Origin of the sequence: Microseira sp. BLCC-F43, assembly GCF_041929235.1 — a bacterium.
Classification (GTDB): domain Bacteria; phylum Cyanobacteriota; class Cyanobacteriia; order Cyanobacteriales; family Aerosakkonemataceae; genus Microseira.
Genome location: NZ_JBHFNP010000049.1, coordinates 12,883 through 29,536 on the forward strand (window position 1 = coordinate 12,883; position 16,654 = coordinate 29,536).

At 47.8% G+C, this 16,654-nt stretch carries 19 protein-coding genes; 13 read left to right on the forward strand and 6 right to left on the reverse strand.

Annotated elements, in window-relative coordinates; translation table 11 throughout:
- Positions 1-7 precede the first annotated feature (7 nt).
- The 4 genes from ACE1CM_RS09130 to ACE1CM_RS09145 all read left to right on the forward strand — a co-directional run bounded on the left by ACE1CM_RS09130 (position 8) and on the right by ACE1CM_RS09145 (position 4,147).
- Positions 8-2,278, forward strand: a complete 2,271-nt coding sequence (locus ACE1CM_RS09130; protein ID WP_374877097.1) for a glycoside hydrolase — start codon at positions 8-10, stop codon at positions 2,276-2,278.
- Positions 2,279-2,511: 233 nt separating this feature from the next.
- On the forward strand, positions 2,512-2,793 hold the full coding sequence (locus ACE1CM_RS09135; RefSeq protein WP_374877098.1) for a DUF433 domain-containing protein: 282 nt from the start codon (positions 2,512-2,514) through the stop codon (positions 2,791-2,793).
- Positions 2,790-3,179: a DUF5615 family PIN-like protein gene (locus ACE1CM_RS09140; protein ID WP_374877099.1), complete on the forward strand. Its 390-nt coding sequence runs from the start codon at positions 2,790-2,792 to the stop codon at positions 3,177-3,179. Before ACE1CM_RS09135 ends, ACE1CM_RS09140 begins: the two co-directional genes overlap by 4 nt.
- 830 nt (positions 3,180-4,009) lie before the next feature.
- The gene (locus ACE1CM_RS09145) at positions 4,010-4,147 is read left to right on the forward strand and encodes a hypothetical protein (protein WP_374877100.1); all 138 of its coding nucleotides are present in this window, start codon (positions 4,010-4,012) and stop codon (positions 4,145-4,147) included.
- Between the two features lie 131 nt (positions 4,148-4,278).
- On the opposite strand, the gene ACE1CM_RS09150 is transcribed toward ACE1CM_RS09145, so the two are convergent.
- Entirely contained in the window at positions 4,279-4,539 is a 261-nt protein-coding gene (locus ACE1CM_RS09150) for a hypothetical protein (RefSeq protein WP_374877101.1), read from the reverse strand.
- An 18-nt stretch (positions 4,540-4,557) separates the two neighbouring features.
- Positions 4,558-4,731, reverse strand: coding sequence for a hypothetical protein (locus ACE1CM_RS09155; RefSeq protein WP_374877102.1), 174 nt, complete (start codon positions 4,729-4,731; stop codon positions 4,558-4,560).
- Positions 4,732-4,847: 116 nt separating this feature from the next.
- Between ACE1CM_RS09155 and ACE1CM_RS09160 the strand changes: the two genes are divergently transcribed.
- A complete protein-coding gene (locus ACE1CM_RS09160; RefSeq protein WP_374877103.1) occupies positions 4,848-5,060 on the forward strand; it encodes a helix-turn-helix domain-containing protein in 213 nt (70 codons plus the stop codon).
- Positions 5,061-5,142: 82 nt separating this feature from the next.
- On the opposite strand, the gene ACE1CM_RS09165 is transcribed toward ACE1CM_RS09160, so the two are convergent.
- Positions 5,143-5,655 carry a hypothetical protein gene (locus ACE1CM_RS09165; RefSeq protein ID WP_374877104.1) on the reverse strand — a complete coding sequence of 171 codons (513 nt, stop codon included), beginning with the start codon at positions 5,653-5,655 and terminating at the stop codon, positions 5,143-5,145.
- A gap of 178 nt (positions 5,656-5,833) precedes the next feature.
- Here ACE1CM_RS09165 and ACE1CM_RS09170 point away from each other — a divergent pair, with 178 nt between their 5' ends.
- The 4 genes from ACE1CM_RS09170 (at position 5,834) to ACE1CM_RS09185 (ending at position 11,432) form a co-directional block, all read left to right on the forward strand.
- The gene (locus ACE1CM_RS09170; RefSeq protein ID WP_374877105.1) at positions 5,834-6,058 is read left to right on the forward strand and encodes a helix-turn-helix domain-containing protein; all 225 of its coding nucleotides are present in this window, start codon (positions 5,834-5,836) and stop codon (positions 6,056-6,058) included.
- Positions 6,059-6,125: 67 nt separating this feature from the next.
- A complete protein-coding gene (locus ACE1CM_RS09175) occupies positions 6,126-6,989 on the forward strand; it encodes a Tab2/Atab2 family RNA-binding protein (RefSeq protein ID WP_374877106.1) in 864 nt (287 codons plus the stop codon).
- 296 nt (positions 6,990-7,285) lie between these two features.
- Entirely contained in the window at positions 7,286-8,599 is a 1,314-nt protein-coding gene (locus tag ACE1CM_RS09180; RefSeq protein ID WP_374877107.1) for a TldD/PmbA family protein, read from the forward strand.
- Between the two features lie 79 nt (positions 8,600-8,678).
- Positions 8,679-11,432, forward strand: a complete 2,754-nt coding sequence (locus ACE1CM_RS09185; protein ID WP_374877108.1) for a chloride channel protein — start codon at positions 8,679-8,681, stop codon at positions 11,430-11,432.
- A 45-nt stretch (positions 11,433-11,477) separates the two neighbouring features.
- Here the strand turns inward: ACE1CM_RS09185 and ACE1CM_RS09190 are convergent, their stop codons facing one another.
- Complete coding sequence (locus tag ACE1CM_RS09190) at positions 11,478-11,699, reverse strand: helix-turn-helix transcriptional regulator (RefSeq protein ID WP_374877109.1); 222 nt, start codon at positions 11,697-11,699, stop codon at positions 11,478-11,480.
- Between the two features lie 20 nt (positions 11,700-11,719).
- Positions 11,720-11,920 (reverse strand): helix-turn-helix transcriptional regulator, encoded by a 201-nt coding sequence (locus ACE1CM_RS09195; RefSeq protein WP_374877110.1) that lies wholly within the window; start codon positions 11,918-11,920, stop codon positions 11,720-11,722.
- Positions 11,921-12,079: 159 nt separating this feature from the next.
- Between ACE1CM_RS09195 and ACE1CM_RS09200 the strand changes: the two genes are divergently transcribed.
- A complete protein-coding gene (locus tag ACE1CM_RS09200; protein ID WP_374877111.1) occupies positions 12,080-12,271 on the forward strand; it encodes a hypothetical protein in 192 nt (63 codons plus the stop codon).
- A 272-nt stretch (positions 12,272-12,543) separates the two neighbouring features.
- Here the strand turns inward: ACE1CM_RS09200 and ACE1CM_RS09205 are convergent, their stop codons facing one another.
- A complete protein-coding gene (locus ACE1CM_RS09205) occupies positions 12,544-13,677 on the reverse strand; it encodes a cob(I)yrinic acid a,c-diamide adenosyltransferase (protein WP_374877112.1) in 1,134 nt (377 codons plus the stop codon).
- A 109-nt stretch (positions 13,678-13,786) separates the two neighbouring features.
- Here ACE1CM_RS09205 and fraC point away from each other — a divergent pair, with 109 nt between their 5' ends.
- The 3 genes from fraC (at position 13,787) to ACE1CM_RS09220 (ending at position 16,239) form a co-directional block, all read left to right on the forward strand.
- On the forward strand, positions 13,787-14,356 hold the full coding sequence (fraC, locus tag ACE1CM_RS09210) for a filament integrity protein FraC (RefSeq protein ID WP_374877113.1): 570 nt from the start codon (positions 13,787-13,789) through the stop codon (positions 14,354-14,356).
- Positions 14,357-14,375: 19 nt separating this feature from the next.
- Positions 14,376-15,374 carry a DUF5357 family protein gene (locus ACE1CM_RS09215; RefSeq protein WP_374877114.1) on the forward strand — a complete coding sequence of 333 codons (999 nt, stop codon included), beginning with the start codon at positions 14,376-14,378 and terminating at the stop codon, positions 15,372-15,374.
- An 85-nt stretch (positions 15,375-15,459) separates the two neighbouring features.
- Positions 15,460-16,239 (forward strand): ABC transporter permease, encoded by a 780-nt coding sequence (locus ACE1CM_RS09220; RefSeq protein ID WP_374877115.1) that lies wholly within the window; start codon positions 15,460-15,462, stop codon positions 16,237-16,239.
- The last annotated feature ends 415 nt before the right edge of the window (positions 16,240-16,654 follow it).

A 16,654-nucleotide genomic window follows, 5' to 3' on the forward strand; every position in this document is an offset into this window, starting at 1 on the left:
ATTACCCATGACCCATCCTCTATACGTCGCGTTTATCTGGCATCAGCACCAGCCTTTGTATAAAAGTCGCAGCAACACCCCGCTGTCTGATGGCGATGCCGATTTGTTGGCTACAAGTGAGTACCGCTTACCTTGGGTACGGTTGCACGGAACAAAAGATTACCTGGATTTGGTGCTGTTGCTGGAACGCTATCCCAAGTTGCATCAAACCGTAAACTTAGTCCCATCGCTAATTCTGCAACTGGAAGATTACATCGCTGGAACGGGGGTAGACCCTTATCTGGCGGTGGCTTTAACCCCAGCCGAAAAGCTGAGCGATGACCAGCGTCGATTTATTATCGAGCATTTTTTTGACGCCAACCACCACACGCTGATCGACCCGAATCCACGCTACGCCGAATTGTACCAGCAACGGCAGGAAAATGGACGCTCCTGGTGTCTGGAAAATTGGCAGTCGGGAGATTACGGCGACGTCATGGCTTGGCATAATCTAGCCTGGATCGATCCGCTATTTTGGGACGACCCGGAAATTGCCGCGTGGATCGAACGGGGGAGGAATTTTAATTTAACCGATCGCCGCAAAATTTACGCCAAACAGCAAGAAATTCTCAGCCGCATCGTCCCCCAGCATCGCAAAATGCAGGAAGCTGGGCAGTTGGAAGTCACAACTTCGCCCTACACCCACCCAATCTTGCCCTTGCTGGCAGATACAAACGTCGGGCGGGTAGCGGTGTCGAATATGAATTTACCCCAGCACCGCTTTCAGTGGGAAGAAGATATTCCCCGCCACTTGCAAAAAGCGCGGGATATGTACGAAAAGCGATTTGGCTCTGCCCCTCGCGGGTTGTGGCCTTCGGAACAGGCAGTTGGCCGCGAGATTTTACCACACATTGTCAAACAGGGGTTTAACTGGATTTGCTCGGATGAAGCTATTTTAGGTTGGACCCTGAAGCACTTCTTCCACCGGGATGGTTCTGGAAATGTGGAAGAACCCGAAATGCTGTATCGTCCCTATCGCCTGGAAACGACTGCGGGTGATTTAGCGATCGTGTTTCGCGACCATAGATTATCGGATTTGATTGGATTTACTTATGGGTCGATGGAACCGAAGCGGGCGGCAGCGGAATTGGTGGGACACTTGGAAGCGATCGCTCGTACCCTCAAACACCGGCAGCCAGGGGACGGAACAGCCCTAGAACAGCCTTGGTTGGTCACCATTGCCCTGGATGGGGAAAATTGCTGGGAATATTACCAATTAGACGGTAAACCATTCCTGGAAGCCCTATACTCAACCCTGAGCGACTCTCCGGACATTAAACTCGTCACCGTATCCGAATTTATCGACCAGTTCCCCCCAACGGCGACTATCCCCGCCGAGCAACTGCATACGGGTTCCTGGGTCGATGGGAATCTTACCACTTGGATCGGCGACCCTGCTAAAAATCGCGCTTGGGATATGCTAACAGAAGCAAGAATAGTATTAGCAAATCATCCAGAAGCGACGGAAGAAAATAATCCTGAAGCCTGGGAAGCGCTTTATGCGGCTGAAGGTTCCGACTGGTTTTGGTGGTTTGGTGAAGGTCATTCTTCTAACCAAGATGCCATTTTTGACCAGCTATTTCGGGAACATTTGTGCGCGATTTACCAAGCATTAAACGCACCCATTCCAGAAAATATTCTCAAGCCAGTTGAGATTCACGAAGCGCGAGGCGATCATCGACCAGAAAGCTTTATTCATCCGATTATCGATGGTGTGGGTGACGAGCAAGACTGGGATAAAGCAGGGCGAATCGAAATTGGCGGCGCGCGGGGTACGATGCACAACAGCATTGCAGTCCAGCGGCTTTGGTATGGGGTCGATCACTTGAATTTCTATGTCAGGTTAGATTTCAAAAGTGGCATTCAACCAGGAAAAGATTGTCCGCCAGAGTTAAATTTGCTTTGGTTTTATCCAGATAGGACAATGCATAATAGTCCGGTGCCGCTGGCTGAGTTACCCGATGAAGCGCCGCTAAATTATCATTTTCACCATCATTTGGGGGTTAATTTACTGACGAAATCAATTTGGTTTCAAGAAGCTGGGGAGCATTATCAATGGCATCCTCGTACCAGCCGCGCCAAATTGGCTTTAAATAAGTGTTTGGAATTGGCTGTGCCTTGGGCTGATTTGAATGTTGAACCAGATTATCCGTTGCGGTTGATTTTGGTGTTGTCGGAGGGAGAGCGTTATCGCAGCTATCTGCCGGAGAATGCTTTGATTCCGATTGAAGTACCGTAAGAAGGTAGATTTTTTGAACCGCAGAGGCGCAGAGAACGCAGAGTAAGAGGTAGTGAGAGAATTTTACCTATACCTAAAAGTTCTCTAGCGCCTATTTTTATGGGTAATAATTGCTAAGTTTTACCCTTACTAATAAAAACACTTTCAGGCAACGTTTGACATTATGCGGCTGGCTTCCTACCACAGTTGATGTAAACGATACAATAAATGATAGCTGATGAAAGGAGATAGCTATGGTTCAAGCAACGGAATATCTTTACATTGTCAGAGATGATGAAATCCTCAGCGGCGAACCAATCATTCGGGGAACCCGCACACCTGTCAGAGCGATTGTTGAAACTTGGCGTATGGGTACTGCACCCGAAGAAATTCCCAAAGGAATGCCTCATTTAACTTTGAGACAAGTATTTGGTGCATTAACTTATTACAGCGACCATCAAGATGAAATCAACCAATACATTGAACGCAACCGCATCCCTGACGAGTTAATTGACCCATTGGTTAAAGATTTGTGAGTAGCCTTTTTATTTGTTTGTATTTGGATGAAGATGTCAATTGCTTAATTGCGGAGTTGCTCAGAGCAAGAGGCTTTGATGCGGTTTCCGCACGAGATGCAGGTCAACTTCATGCAACAGATGCAGATCAGTTTGCCTATGCTGTGAGTCAAGGAAGAACAATAGTCACTCACAATAGAGTTGATTTTGAGCAACTTGTACAGGCTTACTTTGATTCAGGGCAGATGCACTATGGTGTAATTTTTGCTGTTCGTCGTTCACCTCAAGAGATTGCACAACGATTATTGGTGATTCTTAATCAGGTGACGGCAGACGAGATGCAAAATCAAGTGCGTTATACCCAGCTGTGTCATTGGGTTGGGGTGTCGTTTGCAGTGTTTTATTAGATGTAATTACTAATATGCTGAGAACAAGTCAGGTGAAATATTATCTTTACCATATAAAAGTGTTCTGGAAACTTCTTGGCACTTTTGATCCACTCTAGACTCTAACTCTTCATCTAGTTTATTTAATTCTTCACACCTCAAGTTAGATTCACTCGAATCATTCCAACATTATATGCTATTTCTTATAAGCGATGCGTTACCAGGCTTCATCATGTTAACAGTTCCATATATCGCCCCTAAGACAGCTATACCTCTTTGCCAAGTTTGCCCAAACACAAAGCTCTTCTGTCTGATTTCTTCTTTCTGTTTGGTGTACCACTCAAAAATAATTCCACACTTTGGCTTGAAGACATCTTCATAAACTTTTGGTGCCAACTCAGTACGTAAAACACGGGGATCTGACTCAAATGCCTTCAATATATGTTCTGCTGCAATGGTTTTATCATCCCGTAAATCACAAATTAACCCTAGACCATAATCAGCAAGTGCGATGATGTAACTGTTATCAAGTTTTCCTGTTTTAAGAGATGGATTGATTCTGTTCTTCAGTAAATTATCCTCAGCAAACCTTAAACGAACGATCTTGGTTTCTTGATTATCAGTTATCAGTGCATGTCTAAGAGCATTATAAGATCACTGAAGCTCTTTAAGAATATATTCGATGGATGCTTGGATGTTGTCAAGCTTAACACTAACTACTTCTTGGAGAGTTTTTATAGCTTCCAAACATAATTCAGCAGACGCAAGAATTTGCTCTACAGTTGATGTGTCCATGTGCTTTTTACTACATGGCAGCCTAGTTATGCGATATAATAACACAGAAAAATTTTATGTCTACTATATTCGGGACTTTATCATCTTCCATAACAAACGGTCACATATATACAGGGAATGAAACGATCGCCTCAAACGATACTTATTGTAGTTATTTGCTGGAGAATGCTTTGATTGCGATGGAAGTGCCGTAGTTGGTGTTGAGTAGGGAGCGATCACCTCTAAGATAAAATAAAATTATCAGAATGCGATCGCTTCTCTACTAACAGCTATATCGACCAGATAGAGAATGGAGATTGGTAAGGAAATCTGCCTAGTTAACTATTTAAAAGTTCTCTATCGCCCATTTTTCTTGGCGGTAAACTTCTCGTAGCTGGTGCAATTTGGTTTCGGCAAATACTGCTTTTACCAAATTCACCATTTTGCCCCAATTCAATAACTCTCCTACTGAGAGAGCATTATGGAACTTGTTAGCATAAAAATGCGCCCATTCGGGGGCTTGCTGCCTTTTTTCGGGATTTTGCCTCTTTTTCCAGCGTCTGCGCCAATAAACGAAGTCTAAATCGGTGGGTGCTTCTACGCCCACAATTGGCGGAAAATCGGCTTAGCTGACGAATTGGCTTACTCCCTCGCCGTTGACGTAAACTACATATCGCCAGCATTCGACGCGCTTAATTTGTTCTGGCTTGAGGTTGAAGAGCAGGGCGGCTGTGGCTTTGGTGACGAAGCGAGCTAGTCTATGGACGGGCTGGGAATTTGGCTGAGAAGTTGATAACATAGATCTTGATAACATAGATATAGTATCGATCGCCCTTCAGTTTTCCATACCGGAGCGGCGATTTTCATTTATAATACAGGTATAATGACGAAATTTCAACAATTGTCAAGGTAAAAATGGGGCAAATTAGGTTGCGGGTGAGAGAACTTGCGGCTGAGAAAGGTTGGACGCTCAAGGAAGTGTCTGAGCGATCTGGAGTTATTTACAGCACCGTTAGAAGCTACGCGCGCTCACCAGCAATGGCGATGGTTGATTTTACAGCTATTCAGAAATTAGCGCGCGCGTTTGATGTGATGATTGAGGACTTGGTTGAAGTAGTGCGAGATTAGGGTGGCGCGATCGCTCGAGTGCGAACACCCGGTTTAAAGAAACCGGGTTTCTGTGTAAAATCGTCGCTGGCAAACTAGAGATTTAGGTGGAAACAAAGGTGATGCCCTCGTCGTGGGTAAGTCCCGTAACTATTGAAAAGTTCTCTATCGCCCATTTTTCCTGGCGGTAAACTTCTCGTAGCTGGTGCAATGTGGTTTCGGCAAATACTGCTTTTACCAAATTCACGATTTTGCCCCAATTCAATAACTCTCCTACTGAGAGAGCATTATGGAACTTGTTAGCATAAAAATGCGCCCAAAAATCGGGGGCTTGCTTCCTTTTTTCGGGATTTTGGGTTTTTTTCCAGCGGCGGCGCCAATAAACGAAGTCTAAATCGGTGGGTGCTTCTACGCCCACAATTGGCGGAAAATCGGCGTAGCTGACGAATTGACTGACTCCCTCGCCGTTGACGTAAACTACATATCGCCAGCATTCGACGCGCTTAATTTGTTCTGGCTTCAGGTTGAAGAGTAGGGCGGCTGTTGCTTTGGTGACGAAGCGAGCAAGTCGATGGACGGGCTTGGAATTTGGCTGTGATGTTGATAAGATAGACATATAAGGTTCCTTTAGTAAGGACATGCATCAGTTCCTGTATGAAGCAGATGCATTCTGGACTATGGGAGTTCTAACTCTTTGCGATCGCTCTTCAGTTTTCCTTTCCGGAGCGCGATCGCTTTTTATTAGAATTGTTATATTATACACTGTAGAGTTGTAAAAAGACAAGCGGTTAACGGTGCCATTTCAAGCCAAACTGAGAATCAGGGAATTGTGCGATCGCCAAAAGATAACGATGTCGAAGTTATCCAGGCTGAGTTCAGTCAACTACAACACCATCCATCGATGGGCAAACCAGCCATTGTTACGCATGGATGCCGATCCGCTGTTTCGCGTCTGTCGAGCTTTAGAATGCACTTTGGATGAACTGATTGAGTGGACTGGCGATGAAACGTTAAGCTGAGGTTGCGGATTAGGGGGGTGCGATCGCTCGTACAATCGAGTCAGAAGCCAGATTGATGCAGGGCGGCATGGGTAAAATTTGGGAACTCGATTTCTATTCCCGTCCAATCCTGGACGAAAACAAGAAAAAAGTATGGGAAGTGCTGATCTGCGAAAGTCCCCTCGAAGTGCGGGACGAGCCAGACTCTACTTTCCGCTATGCTCAGTATTGTTCTAATACGCAGGTGAATTCTGTTTGGTTGCGGCAGGCGCTAGAGGAGGCTATGGCTCAATCTGGGCAATCTCCCCAAAAAATCCGCTTCTTCCGTACCCAGATGAATAACATGATTACCAAAGCCTGCAACGATCTGGGTATCTCAGTTGCTCCCAGTCGGCGCACCTTTACCCTGAATCGGTGGCTAGACGAGCGGATGCGAGAAGTATACCCCAACCATCCCGGTTTTCAGGCAAATGTCCCCAATCCTTCGGTTCAAATGCCAACCCAAGCACCCGAATCTTTACCGGATGCCTTAGTGGGACAGCAGTGGGCATTTGTAACTTTAGAGGCATCGGCCTTTGAAGAAATGCACGAGTGGGAAATTGACTTTCGGGAAGCTTTTCCGCTGAAAAATCTAGGAATAACCCCCGATACGAAGATTCCCGGCTTGATAATTTTCTCGCCTAGAGCCTTGCCCTTGGCTGGGTGGCTCTCCGGATTGGATTTAGGAAGTATCAAAATTGACAGTGAAAAAGACCGATTGCTGCTGGAAACGGGAATGAGCGATCGCTCGATATTGGCGAATCTCAAAGATCGGGCGCTGCTAGCAGAGGCGAAAGGGTTTGAACAAGCGAAGCAGAAGGCACAGGGGGTACATTTTTTAGCCGTGCAATCCAATCCGCAAGCAGAATCTTTTGCCGGTTTTTGGCTGTTGCAGGAATTGGGGAATGGGTGATGGGAAAGGGGGATGCTTCCGACGCGGGGACGTGGAGACATGGAGACGCGGGGAATGTTTCTATACAAATCACCGCTCTCCCTTGTCTCCCATTCTCCGCCTCCTGATCAACAACTACCCGTGCAAAAAATATTTCAGTTGATCCCCATAGACTGGGAAAATTAACCAGAAAGACAATTGGGGGGAATTGAGCGGACAAGGAAAAGCTCTGCAAGCAGTATTTCTGCGGCGGGTTATATCCTTGATACCTCTATCCTAAGGGTCTTGGCGGTTGCAAATATATTCCACGGCAGGATATGGGGTCTCACGATTTGCCACAAGAGGCACAGGCAGAACAGCTGATCGAATTAGCCAAAAAAGCCGGGGCTAAAGCGGCTGAGGTCTATCAGTCGCGATCGCATACTAAACCAGTATTCTTTGAAGCTAACCGTCTCAAGCAGCTAGAAAGCGCTCAATCTGAAGGAACGGCGCTGCGGTTGTGGTTGGATGGACGTCCCGGTTTAGCAGTTGCTTATGGGCCCCTGGAAGCGCAAGCATTAGTAGAACGAGCGATCGCGCTGTCTTCTCTCAACGAACCCGAAACTGTGGAACTGACCAGTGGCTCAACAAAGTCATATCCTGACTTGGGAGAAGCGGTGCCAGTAGAACAGTTAGTCACTTGGGGAAAAGAAGCAATCGCGCTGATTCGAGACGCCCACGCAGAAGTCTTAGTCAGCAGCGAGTGGGAATGCGAAGTTGAAAGCACCCGCCTGGTTAATTCAGAAGGACTCGATTACAGCTATACGGATACCACGCTCAGCTGCTATGTGGCAGCAGAATGGGTGCGGGGTGAGGATTTTTTAAGCGTTTCCGACGGTCAAACCCAACGGGATCTACTCGAACCTGCGGTATTAGCCCAGCAAATATTACAGCGGTTGGATTGGGCGAAAGAAAACATCTCCCCGCCCATCGGTCGCGTCCCGGTTTTGTTTACCGCCAAAGCCGCCGATATGCTCTGGGCAACGGTTTCGGCTGCCCTCAATGGCAAGCGGGTTTTGGAAGGTGCTTCCCCTTGGAGCGATCGCTTGGGCAAAGCTGTCACCCATCGCCATATCACGGTTTCCCAGCAACCCGAAGCTGGTCCCTACAGCTGCCCGTTTGACGATGAAGGTACTCCAACCCAACCCCTCACCTTGATCAAAAACGGCATTTTGCAGCTGTTTTATACCGACCGTACCACAGGTCGCCAACTGAGTAGCGGCACTACAGGCAACGGATTCCGTCCGGATTTAGGCAGCTATCCGACGCCCGGATTGTATAACATGCTCGTGCAACCGGGTATTGGCACTTTGTCCGACTTGATGCAGCAGCTAGATGATGGATTGGTCGTGGATCAGATGTTGGGCGGCGGCGCCGGGATTTCTGGGGACTTTTCGATTAACGTGGATTTGGGCTATCGGGTTCAGCGAGGTCAAGTTGTAGGCCGGGTCAAAGATACGATGGTAGCGGGTAACGTCTACGCAGCACTCAAGCAACTCGTCGCACTCGGAGGCGATGGCGAGTGGAACGGTTCTTGTTTTACACCGTCTTTGATTGTTGAAGGTTTATCCGTAACGGGTAAAAGTTCTTAATATTGAATGGGTAATTGCTGATTGCTAATTGCTGATCGCTAATTACCCATTAGCCATTAGCCATTAGCCACTAAGTAATATGTGGCCTCTGTCCATTCCCAAAGGCTTACGTCAGACGTTTCGACCCAGACGCCGATTGGCGATCGCCGAAGCTTGTCTGATTGGGTTAGTTGCCGCTTTAGCGGCTGTATTTCTGAAGGTTGCATCGGGATGGCTTGGGGGATGGCGAGTATCGCTTTCTCACCTCGCACCCGCTGGTATTGTCTTACCAGCAGTTGGCTTCTCGTTCGGATTTTTGGCTGGTTGGTTGGTGGATCGCTTTGCTACCGAGGCGAAGGGAAGCGGCATTCCCCAAGTCAAGGCGGCGCTGGCTGCTTTTCCCATCGCCCTAGATTTACGGGTTGCCTTAGTTAAATTACTCAGCTGCATTTTGGCGCTGGGTTCGGGATTGGCTATCGGCAGACAAGGACCTACCGTCCAAGTAGGAGCCGCTTTAGCCGGACAACTCAGCGCCCTCATCCCTACCTCTCCCGATCACCGCCGCCAAATGATTGCAGCCGGTGCGGGGGCGGGATTAGCCGCTGCGTTTAACGCACCCCTGGCTGGGGTGCTGTTTGCGATTGAAGAACTGCTGCACGATGTCTCTAGCTTTACCCTAGGCACGGCTATTTTGGCTTCGTTTATCGGCGGGGTAGTTTCCCGACTGTTAGGCGGGAGATCCCTCGAACTGAACCTGCAATTGACAGCTTCTCAAACTAGCTTTTCCATACCCGAAATCCCCTTTTACCTGTTGCTGGGAGTCGCTTGCGGGTTGTTGGGGGCGCTGTTTTGTCAGGGAATTTTCGCCAGCTTGAAATTTTATCAGCGCATGGTGCGACTGAGTTTGCCTTTTCGGGTAGGACTCGCCGGGATGGTTTCTGGGGCAATTGTGGCGTTGTTGCCGGTTTTCTTCAGGGATAACACGGGAATGCGGGAATTTTTGCTCGCGGGTGAAGCTAGCCCTCAGTTGGCGGCGATCGCTTTTGTCGCCCAATTCGGCCTCACCCTAATCGCTTTTGGATCTGGCGCACCGGGGGGTTTATTTGCGCCCTCCTTGATGTTGGGTTCGGCGCTGGGTTACCTGGTGGGACTGTTGGAAACCAATATGGTGGGATATGGTGCGCCGACGACTTACGCTTTGGCAGGGATGGGAGCGTTTTTTGGCGCTGTTTCCAAAGCCCCGATCACGGCGATCGCAATCGTATTCGAGATGACGACCGATTTCAATTTGCTGCTACCGCTGATGATCGGTTCTGTTACTTCCTACCTAGTTGCCGACGCGATTACATCTGGGTCAATTTATGACCGCATCTTGGAATTGAACGGCATTAAACTCGATAAAGCTACCCCCAAGGAAGGGATTTTAACCCAACTGAAGGCATCAGATGTGATGCAACAACGGGTGGAAACCCTCAGCAGCAAGATGAGGGTTGATGAAGCGGTGCAAGCGTTCTCGCGATCGCATCACCGAGGGTTTCCTGTAGTTGACAACGGCAAGTTGGTAGGAATTGTCACCCAGAGCGACCTAGCTGCTATCGATCGACGCGCCCTGCCTCCTGATACGCCCCTGGAAGCAATCATGACGCCAAAACCCGTAACGGTGGGAACTGGGGCTTCGTTGGCAGATGTGCTTTATCTGCTCAACCGCTATCAACTCAGCCGGTTACCCGTAGTGGAGGGTCGAAAGCTAGTTGGAATTATTACTCGTGCCGATATCATTCGAGTGGAAGCCGATCGGCTGGGGGGTAAAAATATGGAGATTGGGCCGCGTCCCCAACCTTCTTATGTAGTTTATCAAACACGTTCCCCATCGGTGGGCAAAGGTCGTCTGTTGGTGCCGTTGGCGAACCCCCACACTGCCGATGCACTGTTGCAAATCGCGGCTGCTATTGCGTGCGATCGCGACTACGAACTCGTTTGTTTGCAAATTATCTTAGTCGGGCGCCATAACTCTCCGGAAGAAACCCCCGTGCGGACAACTTCTAGCCGCCGCTTGCTGCGAAAGGCAGAAAGTATCGGGCGCCAGTGGCACTTGCCGGTTCACACAGAGGTGCGCGTCGCCCACGATGTGGCTTTTGCGATTTTAGAAACGATCGAAATTGAGCATATCGATTTACTCGTCATGGGCTGGAATGCCGAACCACCCAGCCCCGGTCGCATTTTTGGCAGTGCGATCGATACCGCGATTCGGCAAGCCGCCTGCGAGGTGGTTCTGGTCAAATTGGGTGCTACGCGGGTTAATGGGGAAGAAGACACGGAGACGCCCCGACACGGGGATGCGGAGAGTAAAGATGTCTTGGCTCTCCCTTGTCTCCCTCTCTCCGCGTCTTCTTCCTATGCCCAATGCCCGATTCCCTTATGGGATCGCTGGTTGGTGCCGATGGGGGGTGGTCCCAATGCCGAGTGCGCCGTTCGACTGCTTCCGGCACTCGTGGCGCTGGGTTATGCGCCCAAAATCCGACTTTGCCAGGTTTTCAAACCCTCTGAAGCCATACCGACTACGCCGGTACTCGATCGCGCTGCCCAAAATTTACGGCAGCAACTAGACTCTTACTCCGCTGTTTGGAAGGGGAAGTCTGGGCGAAAGACACCCATTCCCGTCCTGGGAACTCACATCCGAGGCAATTCAGTGTCAGAAGCGGTGACGAAGCTGGCTAAATTCGACGGGTCTGATGTTGTTCTGCTGGGTGCTTCCCGCGAGGGTTTCCTGGAACAGGCAATTAAGGGGAATATTCCCTGTGCGATCGCTCGTGGTTGTGATTGTACGGTTATTCTGGTGCGGGGCAAATTTTGAACCATTGAGCAATTCTTGCCGTTGTTTTTTGGTTGGACATATTTTCTACTCGGACTTTTCTGCATCAGTGAAGCTAGGAAGCTCATCTAAGGAACATTGCAAGACACGGCACAAAGCCTGCATCTGACTAATAGTGAGCCTGGGTTCAAATCTTCCAGCTTCCCAATTACTTACCGTTTGGTCAGTCACGCCCACAGCATCCGCTACTTGTTTTTGCGTCAGTCCCAGTCGTTTCCTTAGCCTCATCAGCTTGCGGCTTGAGTTCATTTCCCCCACCCTAGTATGGCTCAATCTGCTAAATCCTCTAGTGTGAAATTTAGAAGGTCACATAAAGCTTTCATTTGATTAGGAGAGAGCTTTGGGATATATCTGCCAGCTTCCCAGTTTTGCACAGTAGTTACAGTCACGCCCAATTCAAGAGCAATTTGCCGCTGAGTGACACTCAGGGATTCTCTTCGTTCTTTGAGCTTTTCCCCCAAACTAGCCATTGCTGTCTTATCCCCAAATTAGCTTAACCAATTTTACTTAACATAGCTATGCGCCTAATATTAAAGTCATGATTTCAGAGAGTCAGAAAGCCAGTGCATCCGGCTACCAACCTCTCAGCACTGGCTCTGGCTCGAATTACACACGGAGACAAGTTAATTATGCCTTACAAAGAACGCCTTAACGCTTGGGTGCTGGTTCGCCTGCTTCCCAACATGCAACGGGTGACTGTTGGTCAGTTTCGCAATCGTTCTGATGCAGATGGTCATCTAGAGATTCTGCGTCGCCTGATTCCCAACGCAACATTTGTGGTGATGTTCAACGCCGACCTGCATCGCGACGCAGCCAGCTGACTCGCTGCGTCGCGATGCAGTTTGATATCATATCCGGTTGATTACCCTGAATTAGGAGTAGGGGCACGGCAACAAGAATCTCTGGCAAAAACAGATAACGTTAGTAATGCCGTGCCCCTACAAGACGACGCCATTGACGCAGTAGGGGCACGGCAATCAGGATCTCTTGGAAAAACAGATAACGTTAGCAGCAGGGGCACGGCAATCAGGATCTCTTGGAAAAACAGATAACGTTGATCGTGCCGTGCCCCTACACGACGACGCAATTGAGTCTAAAAATCTACGCCTCGCTTGAGTTGAACGCCTCGATCGGCATAATGTTTGTGACAAATCATTTCGGAATGAACGCTGGCGAGGTCGAAGTAATCTGGTGGATTGAGGCAACGCCCCGTGATAATGACTTCAGTATCGCGGGGTTTTCTTAACAAAGCTTGTACGATTGGTTCTACTGGTAGCAGTTCCAGGTCAACGGTAGGGTTGAGTTCGTCGAGGATAATGGTTTTGTAGAGTCCAGAAGCGATCGCTGCTCTGGCAATTTCCCAGCCTCGTTCTGCTTCTACATAGTCTAGTTCCTGCTGTTGTCCGCGCCAAACGATCGCATCTCCACCGCAGCGCTGATGATCGACTAAATTCGGATAGCATTGCTGTAGTGCGGCGATCGCTGCGTCTTCGGTATACCCGCTTCCACCTTTGAGCCATTGTAAAATCAAGACGCGGTGCGACTGGTCTTGACTAATTCCCCTGCCAATTGCCTGCAATGCCTTCCCCAAGGCGCTGGTAGATTTTCCTTTACCCGCACCCGTATAGATTTCAATTCCTTCAATTCCCCGTTCAATTGCTTTTGGGTGAAAGTGGGGTTTCATTTCCGAGTGCAGATCGGCAATTTCCAGCAGCGCTTGGGGTGCGCCTCGACCTGTGGCGATAATTTCCAAGTATTCTGGTTTGTGTTTGAGGGTGTGGACGACTTCATCCACCGACAGCAAGCCCAAGTCTAGCACTGGGTTGAGTTCGTCTAAAACGATTACCGAATACAGTCTTGAACCGATCGCGCCTTTAGCTACATCCCACCCGCGTTGCGCTTCTAGCCGATCAAAGCCGGTAATTTCATCTGCACCAAAATATTCTGCTCTACCCGTGCGAACCTGGTCTATCAGATGGGGAAAACCTTGTTGTAGGGCTGCGATCGCGCTATCTTCCTCGTATGTACGTTCCGGCCCTTTGAGAAAACGCAGCAGCAATACTCTAGCAGGCGCTGTGGCGTCGATTCCCAGACCTATCGACCGCAAAACCACACCCAACGCCGCCCTTGACTTGCCTTTCCCCGCACCGTCGTAGACGTGTATTTGACCTGCGATGCGCTCAGTCCGCGCCACCGCCGTGCGAATGCCGATTCCGATTCTGCTCATAAATCTTCATTATAGTTGGGGCTAGAACCCTTTTTATAAATTTGCTGCGAGATGGTAGAATTCGCAGGTACCGCTCAACCACCAAGTTGGAGTGTATGGAGGGTAATCCATGTCGTTTTCTTTTGTGTTGCCTCTGCGGGCGATTGTATTTCAGATGTTATTTTTGTCACTGGCGATCGCGATTGAAGCCTTGGTTTTCCAAAAGCAATGGAAACTCAGCCGTAAAGCTAGTATAGAATATTCCCTGGGACTGAATTTATTTTCCACTTGTCTCGGCTGGCTGGTTTTCTTTGCCGTTGATCGATTCTTGTCCACCAATCTGAAAAAACAAATTATCACCTTCATATTTTTTAATAACATTGTCGAAAATTCAACTGTCCCTGTAGGTGTAGTATATGGGGAAGTTGCTTTAATGGTATTTTTATGTTTTGTATTTATTTTAATAGCTGAATTGATATTTTTAGATGTGTGGCGAAACTTAGCGAAAGAAGCAACACCGGCAGAACAAGAAGAACAATCGGGCAGATATAGCCACACAATCACAAGTTATTTGTACAAAAGATATTACGATTCTGCTAAGGCACGCATAACCTCAAGCACAATTTTGGTAGCAAATGCTTATAGCGGAACTGCGATTTTATTCATGTTGTTCTTAACAAATATGTTTGGGATTAAATAACAAACCAGAGATCGTGCTTATGGATACGAAGATTTTAAACCAAATAATTACCTACCTGCTCCAGCTGCTGAAGAATTTTAAACCGCCAAAAATCTGGTCTTGGCAAACCCTAATATTAGCGAGTGTAATTGTAGGGGTTGCTGGGATAGCTTTTGCAGCATTCCTGCCGATTCTGGTTGTTGTGAGCGGTTTACTATTAATTATTGGGGTAGCATGGTACACAATAAAAGAACCGATAACGATTCAGGGAATTTCGATAGGTTCTTGGGTAACTGGAGCTTTAATTTGTCTGCTTTTATTTGGCATTTGGGGCGATCCAGCACTGCTAGCAGTAGGGGTTATTGCTTGGCCTCTGGTATCAGCAGCAGTTGCGGCAATACCTGAATTTTGGCAGGAGGGCTTAAAACTCAAAACTCCGAATCCAGGGGTGCGCCAAAACCTGACTATTTTGCTGCTGGTTAACCTACTTTTAAGTTGTTGGCTATTATTTGGCTTTATCCTCCAAGGATGGTTACAACAATATCCCAGCATCGCAGCAGATGAGTTGGGTCGCAGCTTTTTTGTGAACAAAGTTGCCTTCGGTTCAAATTCGGTTCCCAGGGGGAATTTAGTCCTCGACGCCATAGAATCCCGCTTGAAAAATCAGATAGATGGTAAAGTTTGGCCTGACGTAGAGCGATGGTTATTAAATGCCAAGGATAGGGTGGTTAAACTGTCGGAAGAAGTGACGCAAAAAGAACTTCCTAGAGTTGAGGAAGACGCGCTGTGGGAATACGGAGCTGATGTTTCCGCAAGAGACTCAGGATATAATTTGAATCTGTTAGCCAACTGGCGCGGCCCCGGTACGAGAGTTGAAGGCTATCATTTGAGAAAAGATTGTCGAGTTACTCTATCTAGGCGTCGAGGCGCAGCGGCGGGATCGCCGGTGAGTCTCAGCGATTTACAATGTAGTCCTGTAAGTCAGCCAGCGCGCGGACTACTTAACCTCAAATCACCCCAAGAAACGAAGAAAAATTAGGTAATGGGTAATCGGTCATAGGTCATGGGAAAAAAGCCAACCAATTACCAATTACCCATTACCCATTACCCATTACCAAATTGATATGATTCTGGGCAGAACTTTAGCGATCGCAACTCACGTATTTCGGGAAGTGATTCGCGATCGGGTCCTCTACCTGATCGGTTTATTTGCCATTTTAGTAGTGGCTGCGATGGTTTTACTCCCAGAAGTAGCAACGGGTACAGAGGATAAAATGCTTCTGGATCTGGGTCTGGCTGCTATGGGAGTATTGGGCTTAGTCGTCACTGTATTTGTTGGTACGGGACTGGTTAATAAAGAAATTGAAAAGAAAACCGTCCTAGTCTTAATGGCAAAACCTGTCAGTCGCGCAGAGTTTATTATTGGCAAGCACTTGGGATTATCAGCGGTGCTGGCTGTATTATTAGCCTTGATGACGGTAATTTATCTGGTAGTGCTGTTAGTCAAGCGCGTTTCTTTCCCTTTGGATAGCATTTTAATCGCAGTTCTGTATCTGTTTTTTGAGTTGTCCCTACTGACTGCTGTAGCTATTTTATTTGGTGTTTTTACGAGTTCGCTGCTTGCTACCCTGTTCACTTTTGGGATTTACTTAATGGGACATTTAAGTCCAGATTTAATTAAGTTGGGTCAGCTATCCAAAAACCCCGGTATTGAGTATTTTGTGCGAGGACTTTACCTTGTTTTGCCAGATTTATCGCGATTGGACTTAAAAAATCAGGCGGTATACGGGGTTGGAGTTTTACCTAATCCTGTTATTTTACTGGAAAATGCAGCCTACGCATTGCTTTATACTGCGATGCTGTTGTCAATCGCAATTATTGTTTTCTCTCGGCGTGAGTTTTAATTGTTAATTGGTAATTGGTAATTGGTAATTGGTAATTGGGAAAAAGCCCCTACAGGTCGTAATTCTGATGCAAGCGAAAACGATATAAAAGACGCTCCAGCCCCACTTTTACGGTTAGATTGGGTAGGGCTGGTTGGTACAGGACTTACCCACGACGATCCTATCACCTTTGTTTCTGCGTCGATCTCTAGCTCTTTGATTGACAAGAATGTTTGACACATCTTTTTCTGCTCCCAGAATCGGATCGCATCTGCGATTCCATACGCTGTACAACCGATGGCAAACTCTTAGTGGTACAGCCTTTTGCCGCAAGTTTGTCTGGCGGCTGCCATTTTTGCTGCCGCTTTCGCATTTCTTGGGTATACCCCATAGGGCGGCAATCCGCTATATAGAGGCCAGCCATACCTGACATTTT